Source organism: Collinsella sp. HCP28S3_B9 (genome assembly GCF_052066095.1).
GTDB lineage: Bacteria > Actinomycetota > Coriobacteriia > Coriobacteriales > Coriobacteriaceae > Collinsella.
In genome coordinates this window covers 1-17,950 of sequence record NZ_JBQHST010000020.1, presented here as the reverse complement: position 1 = coordinate 17,950, position 17,950 = coordinate 1, and the positions used below count along the sequence as shown (strand labels likewise).

12 protein-coding genes and 1 rRNA gene are annotated in these 17,950 nt (G+C 57.6%); 5 read left to right on the top strand and 8 right to left on the bottom strand.

Going from position 1 to position 17,950, the window contains the following annotated elements; genetic code table 11:
* Nucleotides 1–38: 38 nt before the first annotated feature.
* From uvrC to uvrA, 4 genes are all read right to left on the bottom strand, one after another.
* Complete coding sequence (gene uvrC, locus ACTNBB_RS06085) at nucleotides 39–1,925, bottom strand: excinuclease ABC subunit UvrC (RefSeq protein WP_154517564.1); 1,887 nt, start codon at nucleotides 1,923–1,925, stop codon at nucleotides 39–41.
* Between the two features lie 60 nt (nucleotides 1,926–1,985).
* Nucleotides 1,986–4,283 carry a murein biosynthesis integral membrane protein MurJ gene (gene murJ / locus ACTNBB_RS06080; protein WP_441057272.1) on the bottom strand — a complete coding sequence of 766 codons (2,298 nt, stop codon included), beginning with the start codon at nucleotides 4,281–4,283 and terminating at the stop codon, nucleotides 1,986–1,988.
* Between the two features lie 3 nt (nucleotides 4,284–4,286).
* Nucleotides 4,287–4,787 (bottom strand): Cys-tRNA(Pro) deacylase, encoded by a 501-nt coding sequence (ybaK, locus tag ACTNBB_RS06075; RefSeq protein WP_427718664.1) that lies wholly within the window; start codon nucleotides 4,785–4,787, stop codon nucleotides 4,287–4,289.
* 134 nt (nucleotides 4,788–4,921) lie between these two features.
* Complete coding sequence (gene uvrA, locus ACTNBB_RS06070; protein ID WP_441057270.1) at nucleotides 4,922–7,801, bottom strand: excinuclease ABC subunit UvrA; 2,880 nt, start codon at nucleotides 7,799–7,801, stop codon at nucleotides 4,922–4,924.
* A gap of 193 nt (nucleotides 7,802–7,994) precedes the next feature.
* On the opposite strand from uvrA, the gene ACTNBB_RS06065 reads away from it, so the two are divergent.
* The 5 genes from ACTNBB_RS06065 (at nucleotide 7,995) to ACTNBB_RS06045 (ending at nucleotide 14,106) form a co-directional block, all read left to right on the top strand.
* A complete protein-coding gene (locus tag ACTNBB_RS06065) occupies nucleotides 7,995–8,567 on the top strand; it encodes a hypothetical protein (protein ID WP_441057268.1) in 573 nt (190 codons plus the stop codon).
* A complete protein-coding gene (locus ACTNBB_RS06060) occupies nucleotides 8,503–10,137 on the top strand; it encodes an LTA synthase family protein (protein ID WP_441057266.1) in 1,635 nt (544 codons plus the stop codon). The genes ACTNBB_RS06065 and ACTNBB_RS06060 overlap by 65 nt, the downstream gene beginning before the upstream one ends.
* Nucleotides 10,138–10,282: 145 nt before the next feature.
* Entirely contained in the window at nucleotides 10,283–11,113 is an 831-nt protein-coding gene (locus ACTNBB_RS06055) for an Mrp/NBP35 family ATP-binding protein (RefSeq protein WP_441057264.1), read from the top strand.
* Nucleotides 11,114–12,385 (top strand): NAD(P)/FAD-dependent oxidoreductase, encoded by a 1,272-nt coding sequence (locus ACTNBB_RS06050; RefSeq protein ID WP_441057262.1) that lies wholly within the window; start codon nucleotides 11,114–11,116, stop codon nucleotides 12,383–12,385.
* A gap of 80 nt (nucleotides 12,386–12,465) precedes the next feature.
* Complete coding sequence (locus ACTNBB_RS06045; RefSeq protein WP_441057260.1) at nucleotides 12,466–14,106, top strand: NAD(P)/FAD-dependent oxidoreductase; 1,641 nt, start codon at nucleotides 12,466–12,468, stop codon at nucleotides 14,104–14,106.
* A gap of 65 nt (nucleotides 14,107–14,171) precedes the next feature.
* Here ACTNBB_RS06045 and uvrB read toward each other — a convergent pair whose 3' ends face one another.
* From uvrB to rrf, 4 genes are all read right to left on the bottom strand, one after another.
* Nucleotides 14,172–16,412, bottom strand: a complete 2,241-nt coding sequence (uvrB, locus tag ACTNBB_RS06040; RefSeq protein WP_441057258.1) for an excinuclease ABC subunit UvrB — start codon at nucleotides 16,410–16,412, stop codon at nucleotides 14,172–14,174.
* 51 nt (nucleotides 16,413–16,463) lie between these two features.
* Nucleotides 16,464–17,045: a lytic transglycosylase domain-containing protein gene (locus ACTNBB_RS06035; RefSeq protein WP_441057256.1), complete on the bottom strand. Its 582-nt coding sequence runs from the start codon at nucleotides 17,043–17,045 to the stop codon at nucleotides 16,464–16,466.
* Nucleotides 17,038–17,679, bottom strand: coding sequence for a dephospho-CoA kinase (gene coaE, locus ACTNBB_RS06030; RefSeq protein ID WP_441057254.1), 642 nt, complete (start codon nucleotides 17,677–17,679; stop codon nucleotides 17,038–17,040). The genes ACTNBB_RS06035 and coaE overlap by 8 nt, the downstream gene beginning before the upstream one ends.
* 192 nt (nucleotides 17,680–17,871) lie before the next feature.
* Nucleotides 17,872–17,950 (bottom strand): 5S ribosomal RNA (gene rrf, locus ACTNBB_RS06025); the annotation flags it as partial.

Sequence of the window (17,950 nt, the reverse complement as noted above, 5' to 3'; positions counted from 1 at the left end):
ATCGCGCAATCATGTATATCAGTTGTTTATGCTCGTGTTTAGCTATCGGAATGGCCAGCCGCGGCCTCGGCGCGCTCGGCATTCCATGCAACGAGCGCCTCGTGGACCGCCTTGGCAACATCGGCAGGTATGCCGCGAACTTCCGCGATCTCTTGCTCACTCGCCGCGCGCAACCGCTTCATCGAGCCAAAATGGCGCATAATTGCACGTTTTCTAGTGGGTCCCACGCCTGGAACGTCATCGAGTACCGAGACCGTCATGGCTTTATCGCGCAATTCGCGATGGAACGTGATGGCAAAACGGTGCGATTCGTCGCGCACCTGCTTGATGAGATAGAGCGACGCAGACCCGGTCGGAAGTACGACAGGAGTCTCGTCCCAAGGCACGAAAACCTCCTCATCGGCCTTTGCCAAACCACAAACTGGTATATCGAGCCCAAGGGCCTCAAGTTGCTTAATTGCAGCCGTCAATTGCGGCTTGCCGCCGTCGACAACGAGCAAATCGGGGCGCGAGCCAAAACGTTCGTCGGTCATCCGCTCGGGAGCATAGCGACGCCCCAAAACCTCGGACATCGAAACGAAGTCGTTCGCCTCGTCCAATTCGGCCTGGATTTTAAAGCGGCGGTATTGGCTCTTGTCGGCGTGGCCGTTGGTAAACACCACCATCGAGGCAACCGTAAAGGTGCCATGCAGTGTAGAGATATCGAAGCACTCGATTCGCATTGGCGGCGCAGGTAGCGCCAAGGCGCTCTCAAGCTCTAGGAGCGCTCGATTGGTGCGATCGTCGGCGTATCCCGTGCGCATCATATAACGCATGAGGGCATGACGCGCATTTTTAGATGCCATATCGAGCAACCGGTGTTTTTCGCCGCGCTGAGGCCTATGGAGATGACAGGAACGCTCGCGCTTGTCCGAAAGCCATTCCCCTAGCGCCTCCGCATCCTCAAGCTCGACGGAAAGGTTCACCTCGGCTGGAATATCAGCCGTCTCGTCGTAATAGCGCTTGAGAAAGCCCGACTGAAGCTCCTCTTCATCGACATCCAGGCCCTTATCGAGAATGAACTCACAGGTTCGAACCGTTCGCCCCTCGCGCACAACAAACACGCAGGCGGCCGAAATGGTCTCTTCTCGATAGAAACCAATCACATCGAGATCGACACTCGACGGAAAAACGACCTGCTGTCGGTCGTCCAGGCCCCTAATAACTTCCAAGCGACGCTTGACGCGCGCCGCCCGCTCAAAATCGAGCGCTTCGGCGGCGTCCGTCATCTCGGATGTAAGCTCATCAACGACATCTTTACGATGGCCCGACAAAAATCGCTCGACACGTTTAACGTTTTTAGCATAGTCGGCTGGAGAGATCGCACCGACGCATGCCCCCGGACCGCGGCCAACATGGAAGTCAAAGCAGGGACGCCCGTTTTGAGCGCAAATCATATTGACGATATCTTCTTCGCCCTTGTGGGACTCGACGATACGGCGGCATCGACGCCATTCCGCACAAGAAGCCGAGCAGATCGGGATTACCTTGCGCAGCGTATCAATGGTCTCGCGCGCCGCGCGGCTGTCGGTATAGGGACCAAAATAACGCGTTCCCGGCTTATGACGCTCACGAGTATATTTAATAGCTGGGAACAGATCGCTCTTGGTGATAGCGATAAAGGGATAGCTCTTATCGTCCTTAAGGTCGACATTAAAGTACGGATGGTATTGACCGATCAGGTTGCGCTCGAGCACCAGCGCCTCGTGCTCGTTCTCGACAACGATATAGTCAAAGCTCGCAACCAGCTGCATCATCAGTGGAATCTTTTGGCGCTCGTCCTGCAGCGTCACATATTGACGCATGCGCGAGCGCAGATTTTTAGCCTTGCCAACGTAAATGACATCGCCCTTGGCATCTTTCCAAAGGTAGCAGCCAGGCTGCATGGGCACATGCGAAACCTGTTCGGCAAGCGTTGGAATGTTGTCATGACCTGCCACGACTGCCTACCTGCGGCGAAGAAGCGCGGAGACCTCAGGCATCTTTAGAAGGACGGCAAGGCCAAAAGTCACGGCAAGTGAAACCATGCCCGCGATGCAAACATAGCCCAAGGTAATAAGAATCGATCCGCCAAGCGCTCCGACAAAACTCTCGAGCGCCCACAAAACGCCGGCACCCGCTGCGGCACCCAGGCCGCCGAGCAAAAGGCCATAGAAGCAGCCGTGCAGAATAGATTTAACCTGAAGACCCTGCAGACGACGACGCAGCCACCACAGCGAACAGCCGACCAGAATCACATAGTCGACAACATACGAAATCGCAATCGCAGGCATGCCATAGCCCAGCACCACACCAAACAGCAGAACCGAACCAGCCTGGCCGATGGCAGAGTATAGGCAATAGCGGCTATAGGGCTTCATGTCGAGCAGCGCCGAGAAGCTCTTCTGCATCAACACGACCACGCCGTAGAGCGGCAGGGAGAGCGCCAGATAAACCAGAAACTCGGACACAAGCGCCACACCCGACTCGTCGAACTTGCCGGCGCAATAAATCATGTTGAGCGGACGGGCAAACACAATGAGATATAGCGCGAAAGGAATCAGGAAGAAGAGCATCTGGGCCACGCCGCGCGAGATACCAGCGCGCACGCTGTCATAATCCTTTTCCTGGGCATCGTGCGAAAGCTCGGTATAAAGCGCCGTCGAGAGCGAGGCGGCTATCAAGGCATAAGGCAGTGTGTACCAAAGGCGCGCATAGGCAATTACAGAAGGACCGGTCTCGGGCTGCACCACCAGCGCGGCTGCGTTGGTAATGGAAGTCGACACGAACATGCATACCGTAGCGAGCAACGTCGGGACGCCGAGCGCGAGCGTCTGTCGCAGTGCAGGATCCTTGAAGTCGATATGAATATGAGGCCGGACACCATGCTTACCGAGTGCGGGAATCTGGCACGCCATCTGGACAAAAACGCCAAGCGTCGTGCCGAGCGAAATCAAAACGACGCCCGTCTGCTCACCAAAGCAGGCAGATACGGGAGCGAAGCCCATAAAACTCGCAATGACAATCACATTGTTGAGTACCGGGGCGAACGTCGACCAAAAGTAATCACGATGCGCGTTAAGAACGCCCGAGAACACCGAGCCCAAGCCGTAGAACAAAATCTGAATGGCAAAGAAACGGAACATGAATGCAGCGGTATCCATGCTTCCGCCATCGCCCGAAAGGAACGACTGCGTCCAGATAAAGCCCGGAGCAAACACGGTGCCCAACACCGAAATGCCGCCCAGCAGCAAAAGCAGGATGCCGAGCAGATTACCTACGTATTCGTTTGAGGCGTCGCGACCCTGCTCACGACGCACGCCCATGTACACCGGCAAAAAGGCGGTAACCAACATACCGCCCATCACGAGCTCATAGAGCATATTGGGCAGGTTGTTGGCGACCTGATAGGAAGACGAGAGCAGCGACATGCCGATGGCGGCAGCCATAGCCCAAGTACGGATAAACCCGGTGACGCGCGACACGATGGTCAGTGCAGTCATGAGGCCGGCAGAACGGCCAACCGTAGAGTAGTCCGACGAGCCCATATCATCTACGTCGTCCTGTGATTGGGGGCTGACTTCAGTGTGTTGTCGAGAATCAACCTCGATATCAGGGTCATCGATTATCGCGAAGGGGTCGTCGACCAAAACGGCATCATCGGCAGAAAAAGCTCCGTCAACAGGCGTGACATCGCTGTCAAACGAAGCGTCATCGTTAGCTACGGCATTATTACCAAACACCGTGTCAACTTCCCTGGCGGCAGCGGTTCGACCAGAAAACGACAATAGATCCCAATCATCGTCGTCGACAGCAACGCCCTCGACCGGATCGGTCGAGCCGAGCGGTGACCACTCGTCATCCAAAAGCAACTGCTCGCCATCACCGTCGGTTGCAGGCCTCGCGGGACGATCGGCTGGGACACCCTGCAGTGCGCCCTTTCCCTGAGCCGCCATCAAAAACACCGCCGTCTCATCGGGACGCGGCGCACGAGACGCCCCAGCGGCAGGCATCCGTCCGGCACAGGATTGAGCTGCGGCCAAAAACACCGCCGTCTCATCGGGGCGAGCCGAAGAGAGAATCGTACGGGGAGGCACCGTACCGGCACCGGCGGCACGCAAATACACAGCCGTCTCCCCTGGATCTGCAGCAACGGACCAAGCGTTTCGAATCTGGTCATCGACCGAAGAAGCCTCAGGCGCGGGCGTCTGAGAAGCCGAACCCTTTGCAAAGTGAGCTCCGCGCTTCGATTCTTCCTGCGGCATCGCTCAGTCCTCTCTCGTGATCGGGGCAACCGTCGCCCCGCAAAATGCAACTAAGTCGTCGGGGGCAAGCTCAAGTTGATAGCCACGCTTACCGCCTGAGATAAAAATGGTATCCCAAAGGACGCATGTCTCATCGATCAGCGTCCGAAAGCGTTTTTTCATGCCGACTGGACTGCAGCCGCCCCGGACATACCCCGTCGCGGCAAGCAAGTCCTTGACATGCATCATGGTCAGCGACTTTTCACCAGCGGCGCGCGCGGCGGCCTTTAGGTCAAGCTCGTCGGCAACGGGAATACAGCACACAACGTGTTCGTTGGACGGCGTCACGCAAACCAAGGTCTTAAACCCCTGGCCAGGCTCCTCGCCAAGTTGTTCCAAAATTGCAACGCCTAAACCCACCGACTCATCGCCATCGTCTTCATACGTATGGAGAATATAGGAGATGCCGGCGTTTTCCAGCTCGCGCATCGCATTGGTTTTCGGCGTCTTTGCAGCCTTTGCCATGGCATGTCCCTTCCCTCGCATTCGAATGTAACGCCTAAGTATATGTCCAATTTAGCCGCATACGTCATCTCGACACACAGAAGCGCCACCGAATCAAAAGGAATCGGTGGCGCTTCTCGTACGACGGCGTCTCTTTACTGGGCGTCGAGTTGTGCCTGACGCTCGCGGTCGCGCTTGAGCAGCGGTGCCAAGAACTTGCCCGTGTAACTCTGCGAACATGCCGCGACCTGCTCCGGCGTACCCGAGACCACGACGGTTCCGCCGCCATTGCCGCCCTCGGGACCCATATCGATCAGGCGGTCGGCAACCTTGATGACATCAAGGTTGTGTTCAATCACCAGCACCGTGTTGCCCGCATCGACCAAGCGCTGCAGCACATCGAGCAGCTGGCGGACGTCCTCAAAATGAAGGCCGGTCGTCGGCTCGTCCAAAATATAGAACGTCTTGCCCGTCTGGCGTCGATGAAGCTCCTTGGCGAGTTTCACACGCTGCGCCTCGCCGCCCGAAAGCGTCGTGGCAGGCTGCCCCAAACTCACATAGCCCAAGCCAACGTCATACAAAGTCTGAAGCTTGCGCTTAATCTGCGGGATATTCCCAAAGAAGGCCAGCGCCTCGGTGACGCTCATGTCGAGCACGTCCGAGATGGTCTTGCCACGGTAGGTGACCTCGAGTGTCTCGCGGTTGTAGCGTTTACCGCCGCAAACTTCGCAGGGAACGTAGATATCGGGAAGGAAGTGCATCTCGATCTTGATCTGTCCTTCGCCCTTGCACGCCTCACAGCGCCCGCCACTCACATTAAAGGAGAAACGACCCGGCGAGTAGCCGCGCGCCTTCGACTCCGGCGTACTCGCAAACAGCGCGCGAAGATCATCCCACAGGCCAATATAGGTAGCGGGGTTGGAACGCGGCGTGCGGCCAATCGGCGACTGGTCGATATCGATAACCTTATCGATACACTCGATGCCCTCGATTTTCTTATACGGACCCACAGGGCGCGTCGAACGGTGAATAGCATTCGTAAGGGCAGGCGCAATGGTGTCGGTAACCAGGGAGCTCTTGCCCGATCCCGACACGCCGGTAACAACCGTAAGCGTACCAAACTCGATCTTGGCAGTAACGTTTTTGAGGTTGTTAGCTCGAGCGCCCGTAATTTTAAGGCAGCCGCGACCGGGCTTGCGCCGTTCATCAGGCACCCGGATCATTCGTTTGCCGGTCAGATAAGCGCCCGTCATCGACTCAGGACACGCCATGATATCGGCAGGCGTTCCCGCCGCGACTACGTGTCCGCCGTTGACGCCGGCGCCGGGCCCCATGTCGATCACGTAGTCGGCGGCACGGATCGTGTCCTCGTCGTGTTCGACGACGATGACGGTATTGCCGATATCGCGCAGGCGCTCAAGGGTCTTAATCAGGCGCTCGTTATCGCGCTGATGAAGACCGATCGATGGCTCGTCCAAAATGTACAGGACACCCATGAGGCCGGCGCCGATCTGCGTTGCCAGGCGAATACGCTGCGCCTCGCCACCAGAAAGCGTCGCCGAGGCACGATCGAGCGTCAGATAGTCGAGTCCAACATCGACCAGAAAACGCAAGCGCTCCAGGATTTCCTTGACGATACGCCCGCCGATAAACTGTTGGCGCTCGGTGAGCTCCAGGCCCTCAAAAAACTCGAGCGACTCACGGCACGACAGGCAACAAACCTCGTAAATGGACTTGCCGCCCACGGTGACGGCGAGCATCTCGGGGCGCAAACGAGCGCCGTGGCAGCTCGAGCACGGTTCCTCGCGAATGTACTTCTCCAAGCGCGCCTTGGTGTTCTCGTTCGTCGTCTCGGTATAGCGTTCGTACAGGATGTTGCGAACGCCCGAAAACTTGGTATCCCACTGGCTACGACGTCCGTCGAGCTTTTGGTAGTCAACCGAGATCTTCGTATCGCCCAGGCCATCCAAGAATGCACGACGCACGCGAGGGGGCAAGTCCTCCCACGGCGTATCGGCGCTTACCTTAAAGTGTTTACAGACCGCAGCAAAAATCTGCGGGTAGTAGTTCGAATTACCAAACAGGCTACCAAAGACTCCGTCGGCAATGGACTTCGAGGGGTCCTCGATCAGCGCCTCGGCATCAACGGTTTTCTTAAAGCCCAGGCCGTCGCACTCAGGACATGCGCCATAGGGAGCGTTAAACGAAAAATCACGCGGCTGAAGATCGTCAATGGAGTGTCCATGCTCCGGGCACGCCAAGGCCAACGAATACTCCAGCAGCTCGCCCTCGGTCCCCTCGGGAGCATCACGATCGGGCAGCATGTACACATTTACATTGCCGTGAGCCAGCGCGGTCGCCTGCTCAACAGACTCGGCGATACGGCCCAGAGAGTTCTCACGGATCACGATGCGATCGACCACGACCTCGATATCGTGCTTGAACTTCTTGTCCAGATCGATTGGATCGTCGAGCGAGCGCACTTCACCGTCGACACGCACGCGGCTAAAGCCCTCGGCGCGAAGGTCCTCAAACAGTTTGGTGTACTCGCCTTTTCGCCCGCGCACCACCGGCGCCAGCACAAACGCGCGGCGACCCTCCCCCGCCGCCAAGACCTTGTCGGCAACCTGGTCGGTCGTCTGGCGCTCAATGACGCGGCCGCATTCGGGACAGTGCGGGGTGCCCACACGGGCGAACAGCAGGCGCAGATAGTCATAAATCTCGGTTACGGTGCCAACCGTCGAGCGAGGGTTTTTAGACGTCGTCTTTTGGTCGATCGACACCGCCGGCGAAAGGCCGTCGATTGAATCCAAGTCGGGTTTGTCCATCTGGCCCAAGAACTGGCGCGCATAGCTCGAAAGGCTCTCGACGTATCGACGCTGGCCCTCGGCATAGATAGTGTCAAATGCCAGCGAGCTCTTGCCCGAGCCAGAAAGACCGGTAATGACCACGAGTTGGTCACGCGGAATGGAAACATCGATATCACGGAGGTTGTGCTCACGAGCGCCGCGAATAACGATAGAAGAATCAGACATGGAAGCTCCTTGCCTCCTATTGCATCGAATCATACTGCCGATGAGTTTAGCGCACTCGACGCGCACAGATGTTCGTAATACAAGATTCCCAGACCTTTAGCTTTGCGTATCGGGCGCTTTGTTTCTCGAAATGCCGTGGAAAGGTTACAGTAATCTAATACTGAACTTAATTTGCTGTAACAGAGGAACGTCCATGACCGAAGATATCCCCCTTGAAATCACTTCGAGTGACATGGCCAATCTGCCCATATTCATCGCCGTCCTTATCGTGCCCACCGTCGTCGTGCGCGTGTATTTTTCAATCAAACACAATGAAAAGCCGCCCATTGCCCGCGTCTTTTGGTGCGCGACGCTCCTCATCCCGCTCGGCATGGTAGCTGCATGGATTACGAATCAATTGCTCGTAAATGAGGACAGTTCCCTATGGGTCCTTTCTTATTCGGCGCTCGGTGCTGCCGCCGTCATACTTCTTGTCGAGCCCTTGGTTTCGGGACTTATCGACCAAACCGATCTTGCGACGGGAACGGTTGCCTGTATTTGCCGTGACATCCTTGTCATCGCCGCTGTTTCAGCGCTCTCGTTCGTTTCACTCGAAATTTCCTGCAACGAAACGTTCTATCGCATTCCCGCCAACTCATTCGGGTTTTCCGTCGGGCTGCTCGCGACGGTTCTGCTCTCCCTTTATTTGCTGGGACAGCGTCATGGTCCTCGTGCCCGTCGTCTGTTGCATCCTTGGCATTGCCGAGCACTTCGTCATAACGTTTAAAGGCGAGGCCATCCTGCCAAGCGATATCTTGGCCCTTGGCACCGCAATGGAAGTGAGCGAGGGATACGAGTTTACCTTTACCGCCGGAATCGTAACCTCTCTAGCCCTGCTAGAGATTTCCCTGGGGCTTCTTTCGCTTATCCGACCGAGAAAGCTCCGTACGCCCACCCATGTCTTCCCCGCAATCGCCGCTAACCTCTGCGCTTTTCTGCTAGTGACCGTTGTGGGGCTCTCGGGCTTTTCCAGCATCGACTTGGAGCAGGCGCTGAATTTTGGATTTGACCGTTGGCAGCCCATCACCACGTATGCGTCTCAGGGTTTTATCACTTCGTTCACCGAAATGGTCAACGAGTTGCCCATTGAGAAGCCCGAAGACTATACGCCCGATGAGGCGCAGAGCATCGAGCAGGAGCTCGCCGCCACCTACGACAGCACGTATGGCTCGAGCGAGCAGCGCGCGGCGGCCGTTGCCCAGTTCAATGAAATCAAGCCGACGATTGTTGCCGTCATGAACGAGAGTTTTAGCGACCTTTCGTGCTTTGAGCAGCTCCAGGCGGCCGGGTACACCGGCCCCGCATTCTACAACTCGCTTCCCGACACACTTGTTCGCGGCACCATGCTCGCTTCGGTCGCCGGTGGCGGAACGGCGAACTCCGAATTCGAATTTTTGACCGGAGCGACAACGGCCTTTGTCGGATTAGGCAAAATCCCCTATCAGCTATATCAGATGAATGGCGTCAACAGCCTGGCAAAGGACCTTAAGGAGCTTGGGTATACCGCTACCGCTATGCACCCGCAAAACCCCGTCAACTACCATCGAGATAAAATCTATCAGCAGCTGGGCTTTGGAGACTTTCTTTCAATCGGCGATTTCGAAGGTGCGCCCTGTTACCATGCCGGCGTATGCGACTACGCCACCTACGACAAGATACTCGACCTGCTTAGAACCGACGAAGCCCCGCAGTTCATCTTTGACGTCACGATGCAAAATCACGGCGGCTACGACTATGGCACCGTTCCCGCCGAAGAGCTGACAAACTATTGGGTCGAGGGAGCCAGCGAGGGCGCCAATAGCGCGCTCAATACCTATCTTACCTGCATCAACGCATCCGACCGGGACCTCGAGTACTTTATCAACGAGCTCCGCAATATCGGCAGACCGGTTGTCCTTGTCTTTTTTGGCGACCATCAGCCGAGCGCCGCAACGACTCTCAACGACGAGCTGCACCCTCAGGAAGATACGGCAAGCCACGCTTTCCGTATCTATCAGTCGACCTATTTCGTCTGGGCTAACTATGAAATCGCCGGCAATACCGAGCTCAACGTCTACGACACCGTCGGGGCAAACGAGATTGCAGCCATTACCCTTAATAAGATCGGTGCCCCGCTCACCGACTATCAAAAGGCTCTGCTTGCAACAAGGTCAGATGTGCCCACCATCAATGTCGCCGGCTATCTTGGTGCCGACGGGCTGCGCTACGACTTGGAATCTGAAGACAGCCCATACGCCTCGACGATCGACAAGCTGCAGCGCATCCAATACCTCGAGTTCGCCAGCAAAGTTCAGTAAGCCCGCTCATTCGCTTGGGCCCATCGTATCGCAAGCACGCTCGGCCCAAATGCATCACAAATGACTCCCGCTCGCAAACGAGGGTACAATGACGCTCGTGTCACATCACGGGGCCCCGGCCCCAACATATACAAAGGAGTCATACATGGGTTGCGAGCACGCACAGGCCGCCGGCGGACAAACGTCGCCGTCGCAATTTGAGGAGAACACGCTGTCCGAGGTCAAACGCGTCATCGCCGTGCTTTCCGGCAAGGGCGGTGTCGGCAAGTCGTTTGTCACCGGCGCCATCGCCACCGAGCTTGCCCGTCACGGCCACAAGGTCGGCGTCCTCGATGCCGACATCACCGGTCCCTCTATCCCCAAGATGTTCGGTATGAGCGGACGCCACGTCCATGCCCTTGGCAACCTTATGCTGCCCGAAATCTCCGAGCACGGCGTCAAGGTCATGAGCTCCAACCTGCTGCTCCAAAACGAGACCGACCCCGTCCTTTGGCGCGGTCCGGTCATCGCAGGCGCCATTAGGCAGTTCTGGAGCGAGACCTCGTGGGGCCCCATCGACTACCTGCTGGTCGACATGCCTCCGGGAACAGGCGACGTCGCGCTCACCGTCTTCCAGTCGCTGCCTGTCGACGGCATCGTCATCGTCACGAGCCCGCAGGATCTGGTCTCGATGATCGTCGCCAAGGCGGTTAACATGGCCGAGAAGATGAACGTCCCCATTCTGGGCATTGTCGAGAACATGAGCTATATTGAGTGCCCCGACTGCGGCAAGAAGATCGAGGTCTTTGGCAAGAGCAAGCTCCCCGAGGTCGCAGAGCGCTATAACCTCAACATCTTGGGCACGATTCCCATTAATCCGGCACTCGCCGAGGCCTGCGATAAGGGCGAGGTCGAGACCGCGTTGCCCGACGGCATGTTGCCCCAGGCCGTCTCTGCCGTCGAGGCCATTGCCCCGCACGAGACCGACGAGGCCTAAGTGAACACGAGCGCCTTCTATGACGTCCTGGTAATCGGCGGCGGGGCTTCAGGCCTCGCCGCCGCCATTACGGCCGCACGCGCGGGTAAAAGCGTCTGCATCGTTGAGCGCGATGTCGCGTGCGGCCTTAAGTTGCTTGCGACCGGAAACGGTCGCTGCAACCTCTCCAACGAATCGATTGATCCTCAGCGGTATAACCACCCCGCATTCGTCGAATCCGTCATGGGCCCCCAGCCCGAACAAGAGCTTATGGGTTTCTTCTCCTCGCTGGGCATCATGACAACCTCCGAGGAAGGCCGGCTGTACCCGCGCTCGCTTCGCGCCGAATCGGTGCGCGACGCGCTTCTCAACGTTTGCGACCGCCTAGGCATCACCTTAATCTGCGGGGCCAACGTTGCCTCGGCGCGCAAAGCTTCCGAAGGCTGGGCACTCCAAATAAACTGTCCAGCGCGGGCGCTCAAGGCAAAAAAGCACGACGACCGAAAATCGGAGCTCCGCTCGCTTCGGAAGGCACTCGCCGATGTCCCTCGCGAGAACGAGGCCCTGCAGGCGCGCGCCGTAATTATCGCCACGGGTGGCAACCCCACCGGTATCGCCGATACGTTTCGCCTCCCCCTCACTTCGTTGCGCCCCATCCTCTGTCCCGTATCGGCAACGGTCGTTGGCGATCGGGCGGCACTCAAGACATTGGATGGTCTGCGCGTCCGCGCCCGCTTGACGCTCACCCGAAACCATAGGGAGCTCTGGCACGAAGACGGTGAAGTGCTGTTTCGAACCTTCGGCATCTCGGGCGTCGCTGTCTTCAACCTCTCCCGTCGTATCCAGCGCGGCGATACGATCCTGCTCGACGTTTTCCCCGACCTCTCTAAAGACGAGTTGCTCGATATGCTTAACCGGCGCGAAAAGCTGCTCGGCGGCTTTTCGCGCCGCGATCCCCGTTGGCTCGACGGCATGCTTGCCCCGCAACTCTCCCGCGTCGTCTGCACAGCGTTCGAGCAGTGCCATCCAGGCTCCGACGATGTCATCCACCTGGTCTCGATCCTCAAGCACTTTAAGTTGCTCGTCGAGGGAACAGCCGAGGAGCGCTCGGCGCAGGTCACGCGGGGTGGCGTATCTGTCGAGAGCATCTCAACACCCAGTCTACGCGCGCGCAGCGTTGTCGACGCCCCGCTTTACGTCTGCGGCGAAGCGCTCGACATCGACGCCGATTGCGGAGGCTTTAACCTTGCGTGGGCCTGGCTCTCGGGCATTCGCGCTGCAAGCAGCCTGTAGCCGCACAGTCTATAATCAAAAACGCATTCGGGCCGTCTGGGATACCGGACGGCCCCTTTCTTGCCTCTAAGGAGACCTCGATGATCGAACTCACCCAAGTCAACGCGTCGCTCGATGAAGCCGGCGATGAAAATGCCTGCCTCATTGTTGGCAAGCGAGTCGCCAAGCGCGTCCTACGTTGCAAGGACTCCGAAATCAAGTCCATCGAGCTCCACCGCAAGTCAATCGACGCTCGCAAAAAACGATACGTCCATTTTATCCTGAGCTTTCGTGTTGAGCTGACTAGTCCCCACCTCGAGCGAGAAGCGGTCGACAGCGTTGCCGAGCGTGACCGCTCGCGCGTACGCGCGATAGAAGACGATGAGCCTTCATTCCCCTCCCCCGTTTCCGGCGCACCCAAAGAGCGCCCCGTCGTCGTCGGTGCCGGATGCGCCGGCCTTTTCGCCGCACTCACCCTTGCCGAAGCAGGTCTGAAGCCCTTGCTCATCGAGCGCGGCGACCCGGCATTTCGCCGCTCGCAGGCGATCGACCTCTTTCTAAAGGAGCGTATCCTCGACCCCGAGAGCAATATCCAGTTTGGCCTGGGCGGCGCGGGGACCTTCTCGGACGGCAAGCTCAATACGGGAACCAAAAATCCCGCCCATCGCCTCATCCTCGAAACCTTCGTCGAGGCGGGTGCGCCCCGCGATATTCTGTGGGATGCCAAGCCGCACATTGGCTCCGACATCCTTCCCACGGTTGTCACCGCTATATCCCAGCGCATCGAGCAGCTCGGAGGTGTCGTCCGTTATCGAACAAAACTCGTCGACATTCGCATCGACGCGTCTGGCGCCATCACCGGTATTGATGTCCAATCGTCCCAAGACGCCGCTTGCGAGCCAATTGAGACAAAGCACCTCATCCTCGCCTGCGGGCATTCTGCTCGCGATATTTTTGAACTCCTTAAGGACCACAACGTGGCCCTCGCACAAAAGACCTTTGCCATGGGCGTTCGCATCGAGCATCCGCAGCGCGACATCGACCGAGCCCAATATGGAGCCTCGGCGGGACATCCTGCCCTCGGAGCAGCCCCCTACAAACTCGTCGCCCATCTTCCCAACGGCCGCAGCGTGTTCTCGTTTTGCATGTGCCCCGGCGGGCAGGTTGTCGCCGCCTCTTCCGAGCAGGGCCACCTGTGCGTCAACGGCGCCAGCCTCAATGCCCGCGACGGCCGTAACGCAAATGCCGCCCTGCTCGTTAACGTCACGCCTGAGGACCTTCCCGACGATGACCCGCTCGCCGGCATCGAGCTCCAGCGCGCCTGCGAGGCGGCCGCCTATCGCCTGGGCGGTTCCAACTGGAACGCACCGGCACAACTCATCGGAGATTTCCTCGCAGGACGCGCCAGCAAGGCGCCCGGAAAGGTAAAGCCCACCTATCCGCTCGGTGTGACCTGGACGGCAATTGACGAAGCCCTGCCGCAGCATATCGTCGAGTCGCTCCGCCTGGGACTTCCCCTACTCGGAAAAAAGCTACGGGGCTACGACCGCCCCGATGCCGTTCTTACCGGCGTGGAGACTCGTTCGAGCTCACCGGTCACTGTCACCCGAGACCGAACGTGCCATGCCGTGTCGACCCCGGGCCTCTACCCTTGTGGTGAGGGAGCTGGATATGCCGGAGGCATCATGAGCGCGGCCACCGACGGTATCCGTTGTGCCGAAGCCCTGATCGCAGACCTCTAGCGAACGAATTCCAGCGCGCAAAAGACACAGGCCCCGAGCTCCACAGGGAACTCGGGGCTTGTTCGCTATTTCTTAAACCGTGCACCCTGGCGTTTTCTACCCGATGCGAACGTGGAACCCTTGCGGGCCTGCGAACGTAAGCGCTCGATCGTCTCGTCCTCAGACGCACCCTCGAGCATCGCCCGAATCTGAACGACAGCATCACGCAGGCGCGCCGCCTCCTCAAAGTCCATGGCAGCAGAAGCGTTACGCATATCCTCTTCCATGGTTTCGACGATCCGCACAAGCTCGTCATGCGGTAGTTCTTCCAACTGCTCCGCAAGTGTCTGCTCGGGCGCCGCCGTTTCCGGCACACCGCCCTCGCCCGACTCATCGGGCGTATAGAATGCGCCATGGCCAAGAGAGTCGCCCTTCGAGCGTCCCTTGGAGCCCACAGTTTTTTCGGCCTCGGCAATAAAACTTGAGATGTCGTTGATGGCCTTGCGCACTGTCTTGGGCACAATGCCATGTTCTTCGTTATATGCCATCTGAATCTCGCGACGGCGCTGCGTCTCCTCGATGGCCGCTTTCATCGAATCGGTCACAACGTCTGCATACATGATGACTTCTCCATCGGCGTTACGGGCCGCACGGCCAATCGTCTGAATCAGCGAACGGCGGTTGCGCAAGAAGCCTTCCTTATCGGCATCGAGAATTGCCACCAGTGAGACCTCGGGAAGATCCAAGCCCTCGCGAAGCAGGTTGATGCCAACGAGAACATCGATCTTGCCCTCGCGCAGCGTTCGCAGGATCTCGACACGGTCCATTGTCGCCGTATCAGAGTGCATGTAATTGACCTTAATGCCCGCATCAAGTAGATGGTCGGTCAGGTCCTCGGCCATGCGCTTGGTCAACGTGGTCACCAGCACGCGCTCCTTGCGGGCAACGCGCTCGCGAATCTCGTCCTCAAGATCGTCAATCTGACCGCGAACGGGACGCACGTCAATCTTGGGGTCGAGCAGGCCGGTCGGACGAATAATCTGCTCCACGTCGTTTTGACTCACACGCAGCTCATAATCACCTGGCGTTGCCGAGACGTAGATGAACTGAGGAATCCTCGCCTCAAACTCATCGAAGCGAAGCGGACGATTGTCGAGCGCCGAGGGCAGGCGAAAACCATGTTCAACAAGCGTAACTTTGCGCGATCGGTCGCCTTCGTGCATGCCGCGAATCTGTGGCACCGTCACGTGGCTCTCGTCTATGATGCAGAGCATGTCCTTGGGGAAGTAGTCAATCAAGGTAAACGGCGGTTCACCCGGCTTACGCCCGTCCAGATGACGCGAGTAGTTCTCGATGCCGTTGCAAAAGCCCATCGTCTCGAGCATCTCGAGGTCATAATCGGTCCGTTGCTGTAGACGTTGCGCCTCGAGCAACTTGTCGGTAGCCTTGAGCTCCGCCACGCGCTTCTCGCACTCTTCACTGATTGACTTCAAGGCCGCCTTGACCTTGGGCTTCTCGGTCACATAGTGCGATGCCGGCCACACGGGAATAGCCTCATACTCACGAAGCATCTCACCGGTAACCTCATCGATTTCGGCGATAAGCTCGACCTCATCGCCAAAGAACTCAAATCGCAACGGATGCTCGGCATAGGGCGGATACACATCGACAACATCACCACGCACGCGGAAGGTGCCACGCGCCAAGTCATAGTCGTTCCGGTCGTACTGAATGTCGATGAGCGCATGGATAAAGTCATCGCGCTCGAGCGGTACTTTCTTGTCGACATTCGGTGCCAGCCCCGCATAGTCCTCAGGAGAGCCGATGCCATAGATGCAGGACACCGAAGCAACGACGATCACATCGCGTCGAGAAAGCAACGAGGCGGTCGCCTGATGTCGAAGCATCTCGACTTCTTCGTTAATCGAAGCATCCTTCTCGATATACGTATCGCTTTGCGGCACATATGCCTCGGGCTGATAGTAGTCGTAGTACGAGACGAAGTAGACCACGGCGTTGTTGGGAAAGAATTCTTTGAGCTCGCTCGCAAGCTGGGCGGCGAGGGTTTTGTTGGGGGCCATGACCAGCGTTGGCTTACCGAGAGCTTCAATGGTCTTGGCCATGGTAAAGGTCTTGCCCGAGCCGGTCACGCCAAGCAAAACCTGATAGCGGTCTCCGTCCCTCACACCCTGCACAAGCGACTCAATGGCCTTAGGCTGTGAACCTGCAGGCTCATAGGGAGACACGACCTCAAACGGTACCTCAGAGCCCTCAACGCCAAAACGTTTGAGCTCTCCGCCAACACGCTCAACTTCAAAATCCGCCATGGATACTCCTAACTCATACATCTGCAGTATACGCAGGCGGCAGGCATAGTCCTATACGAACCGGTCGGGATAGAGGGTCTTATAGCGAACCCAGGCATTATTGACACGAATCAAATAGGCTTGCGTCTCGGGAAAGGCAATCGCGTTATGGAGCGATGTGTTTTGCTGCGCCCACCCATCGACATTGCCCATTCCGGCATTGTAAGCAGCAATAGCGCTATCCGTCGACCCATTGAAATACGTCAACAGGTATGAGAGGTACGCGCACCCAAATTCGATATTCGAAGCGGGGTCATTCAGGTCATCGGCTGAATACTCGTCCCCGTCGACAAGGCCCTTAGCGATCATATCCTGAGCGGTTTCGGGCATAAGTTGCATGAGACCTTGGGCGCCCTGATTTGATTCCGCCTCGGGATCCCAGTTTGATTCCGACTTGATGACGGCACACACCAGATACGGATCGAGATTATGCGAAATACTGGACTGCTTTACACACGCTTCATAGTCAATCGGATAGAACGGTTTAAAGAAAGCGGCGGGAGCACACGAGTAAACGAGCGAGATAAGGCCAAAGACGAAAACGACAACCAGCGGCACAAGGCGATACCACGTAAAGAAACGCGTCTTAGGCATCTGTCGTCTCCTTATCCATAGCATCCATAAGGCCATGGCGAGCAAGCCACGCGTCCAGTTGTTCAAAGAGCGAGCTGTCGCCCGCTGCGTTATCAATCACGGTCGTGGCGAGACTGCAAAGCGAAGACTCATCGGGTTGGCAAGCACAGCGAGCATCAAAATCGGATGGCTCCATACCACGGTGAATAGCGCGTTCGCGACGGACCGCTAAAGGAGCGATAACAACCATAATTTCATCCGCAAGGCCAAAGGCATCCTCAAAGCCAGTCGGAGCAGATACTTCGACCGCCGCAAAGGGATAGCCGGGGGACGAAACCGTACAGCAAGCAGGATCGAGAATCCTCAGCGAAAGCTGCTCAATGAGAGCGGGGTGAACAATACTATTGAGCCTTGCAACCGTATCGGGAGAAACAAAAGCTCGAGAAGCGAGAACGTTACGTCGAACACCGCCATCCTCGTCCAAAATATCCCAGCCAAACTCTTCAGCAAGAGCATTGACGATATCCGACCCCGGTACGTACAGCGATTTGGCAAGAACATCTAAATCGATAAGCAGGGCTCCGCGAGATTCCAGAAAGCGGCAGGCAGTCGATTTACCCGAAGCAATATTGCCCAAAACGAAAACGGTAAACATCAAGCCCTCCCTAACGTCAATGCGAGTAATTATCGCGCAAATACAAAGCGACGGTTCAAAAAACAGCCAAACAGTAAGAGAGTCAAAGGAAGAGTCCGTTCACAAGACACAGCTTGTATATAGCGCAAAAAAGGGGGAGGCCGCGAGGCCTCCCCCTTCCCAGTCCAAGCGCACGGCTCGGTGCCGTCCACCGGTCAGCGGCGCCCTGGCCTCCCACGGGCTGGCCCCGCAGTACTCTCGGCGCGATGGGGCTTAGCTTCCGGGTTCGGAA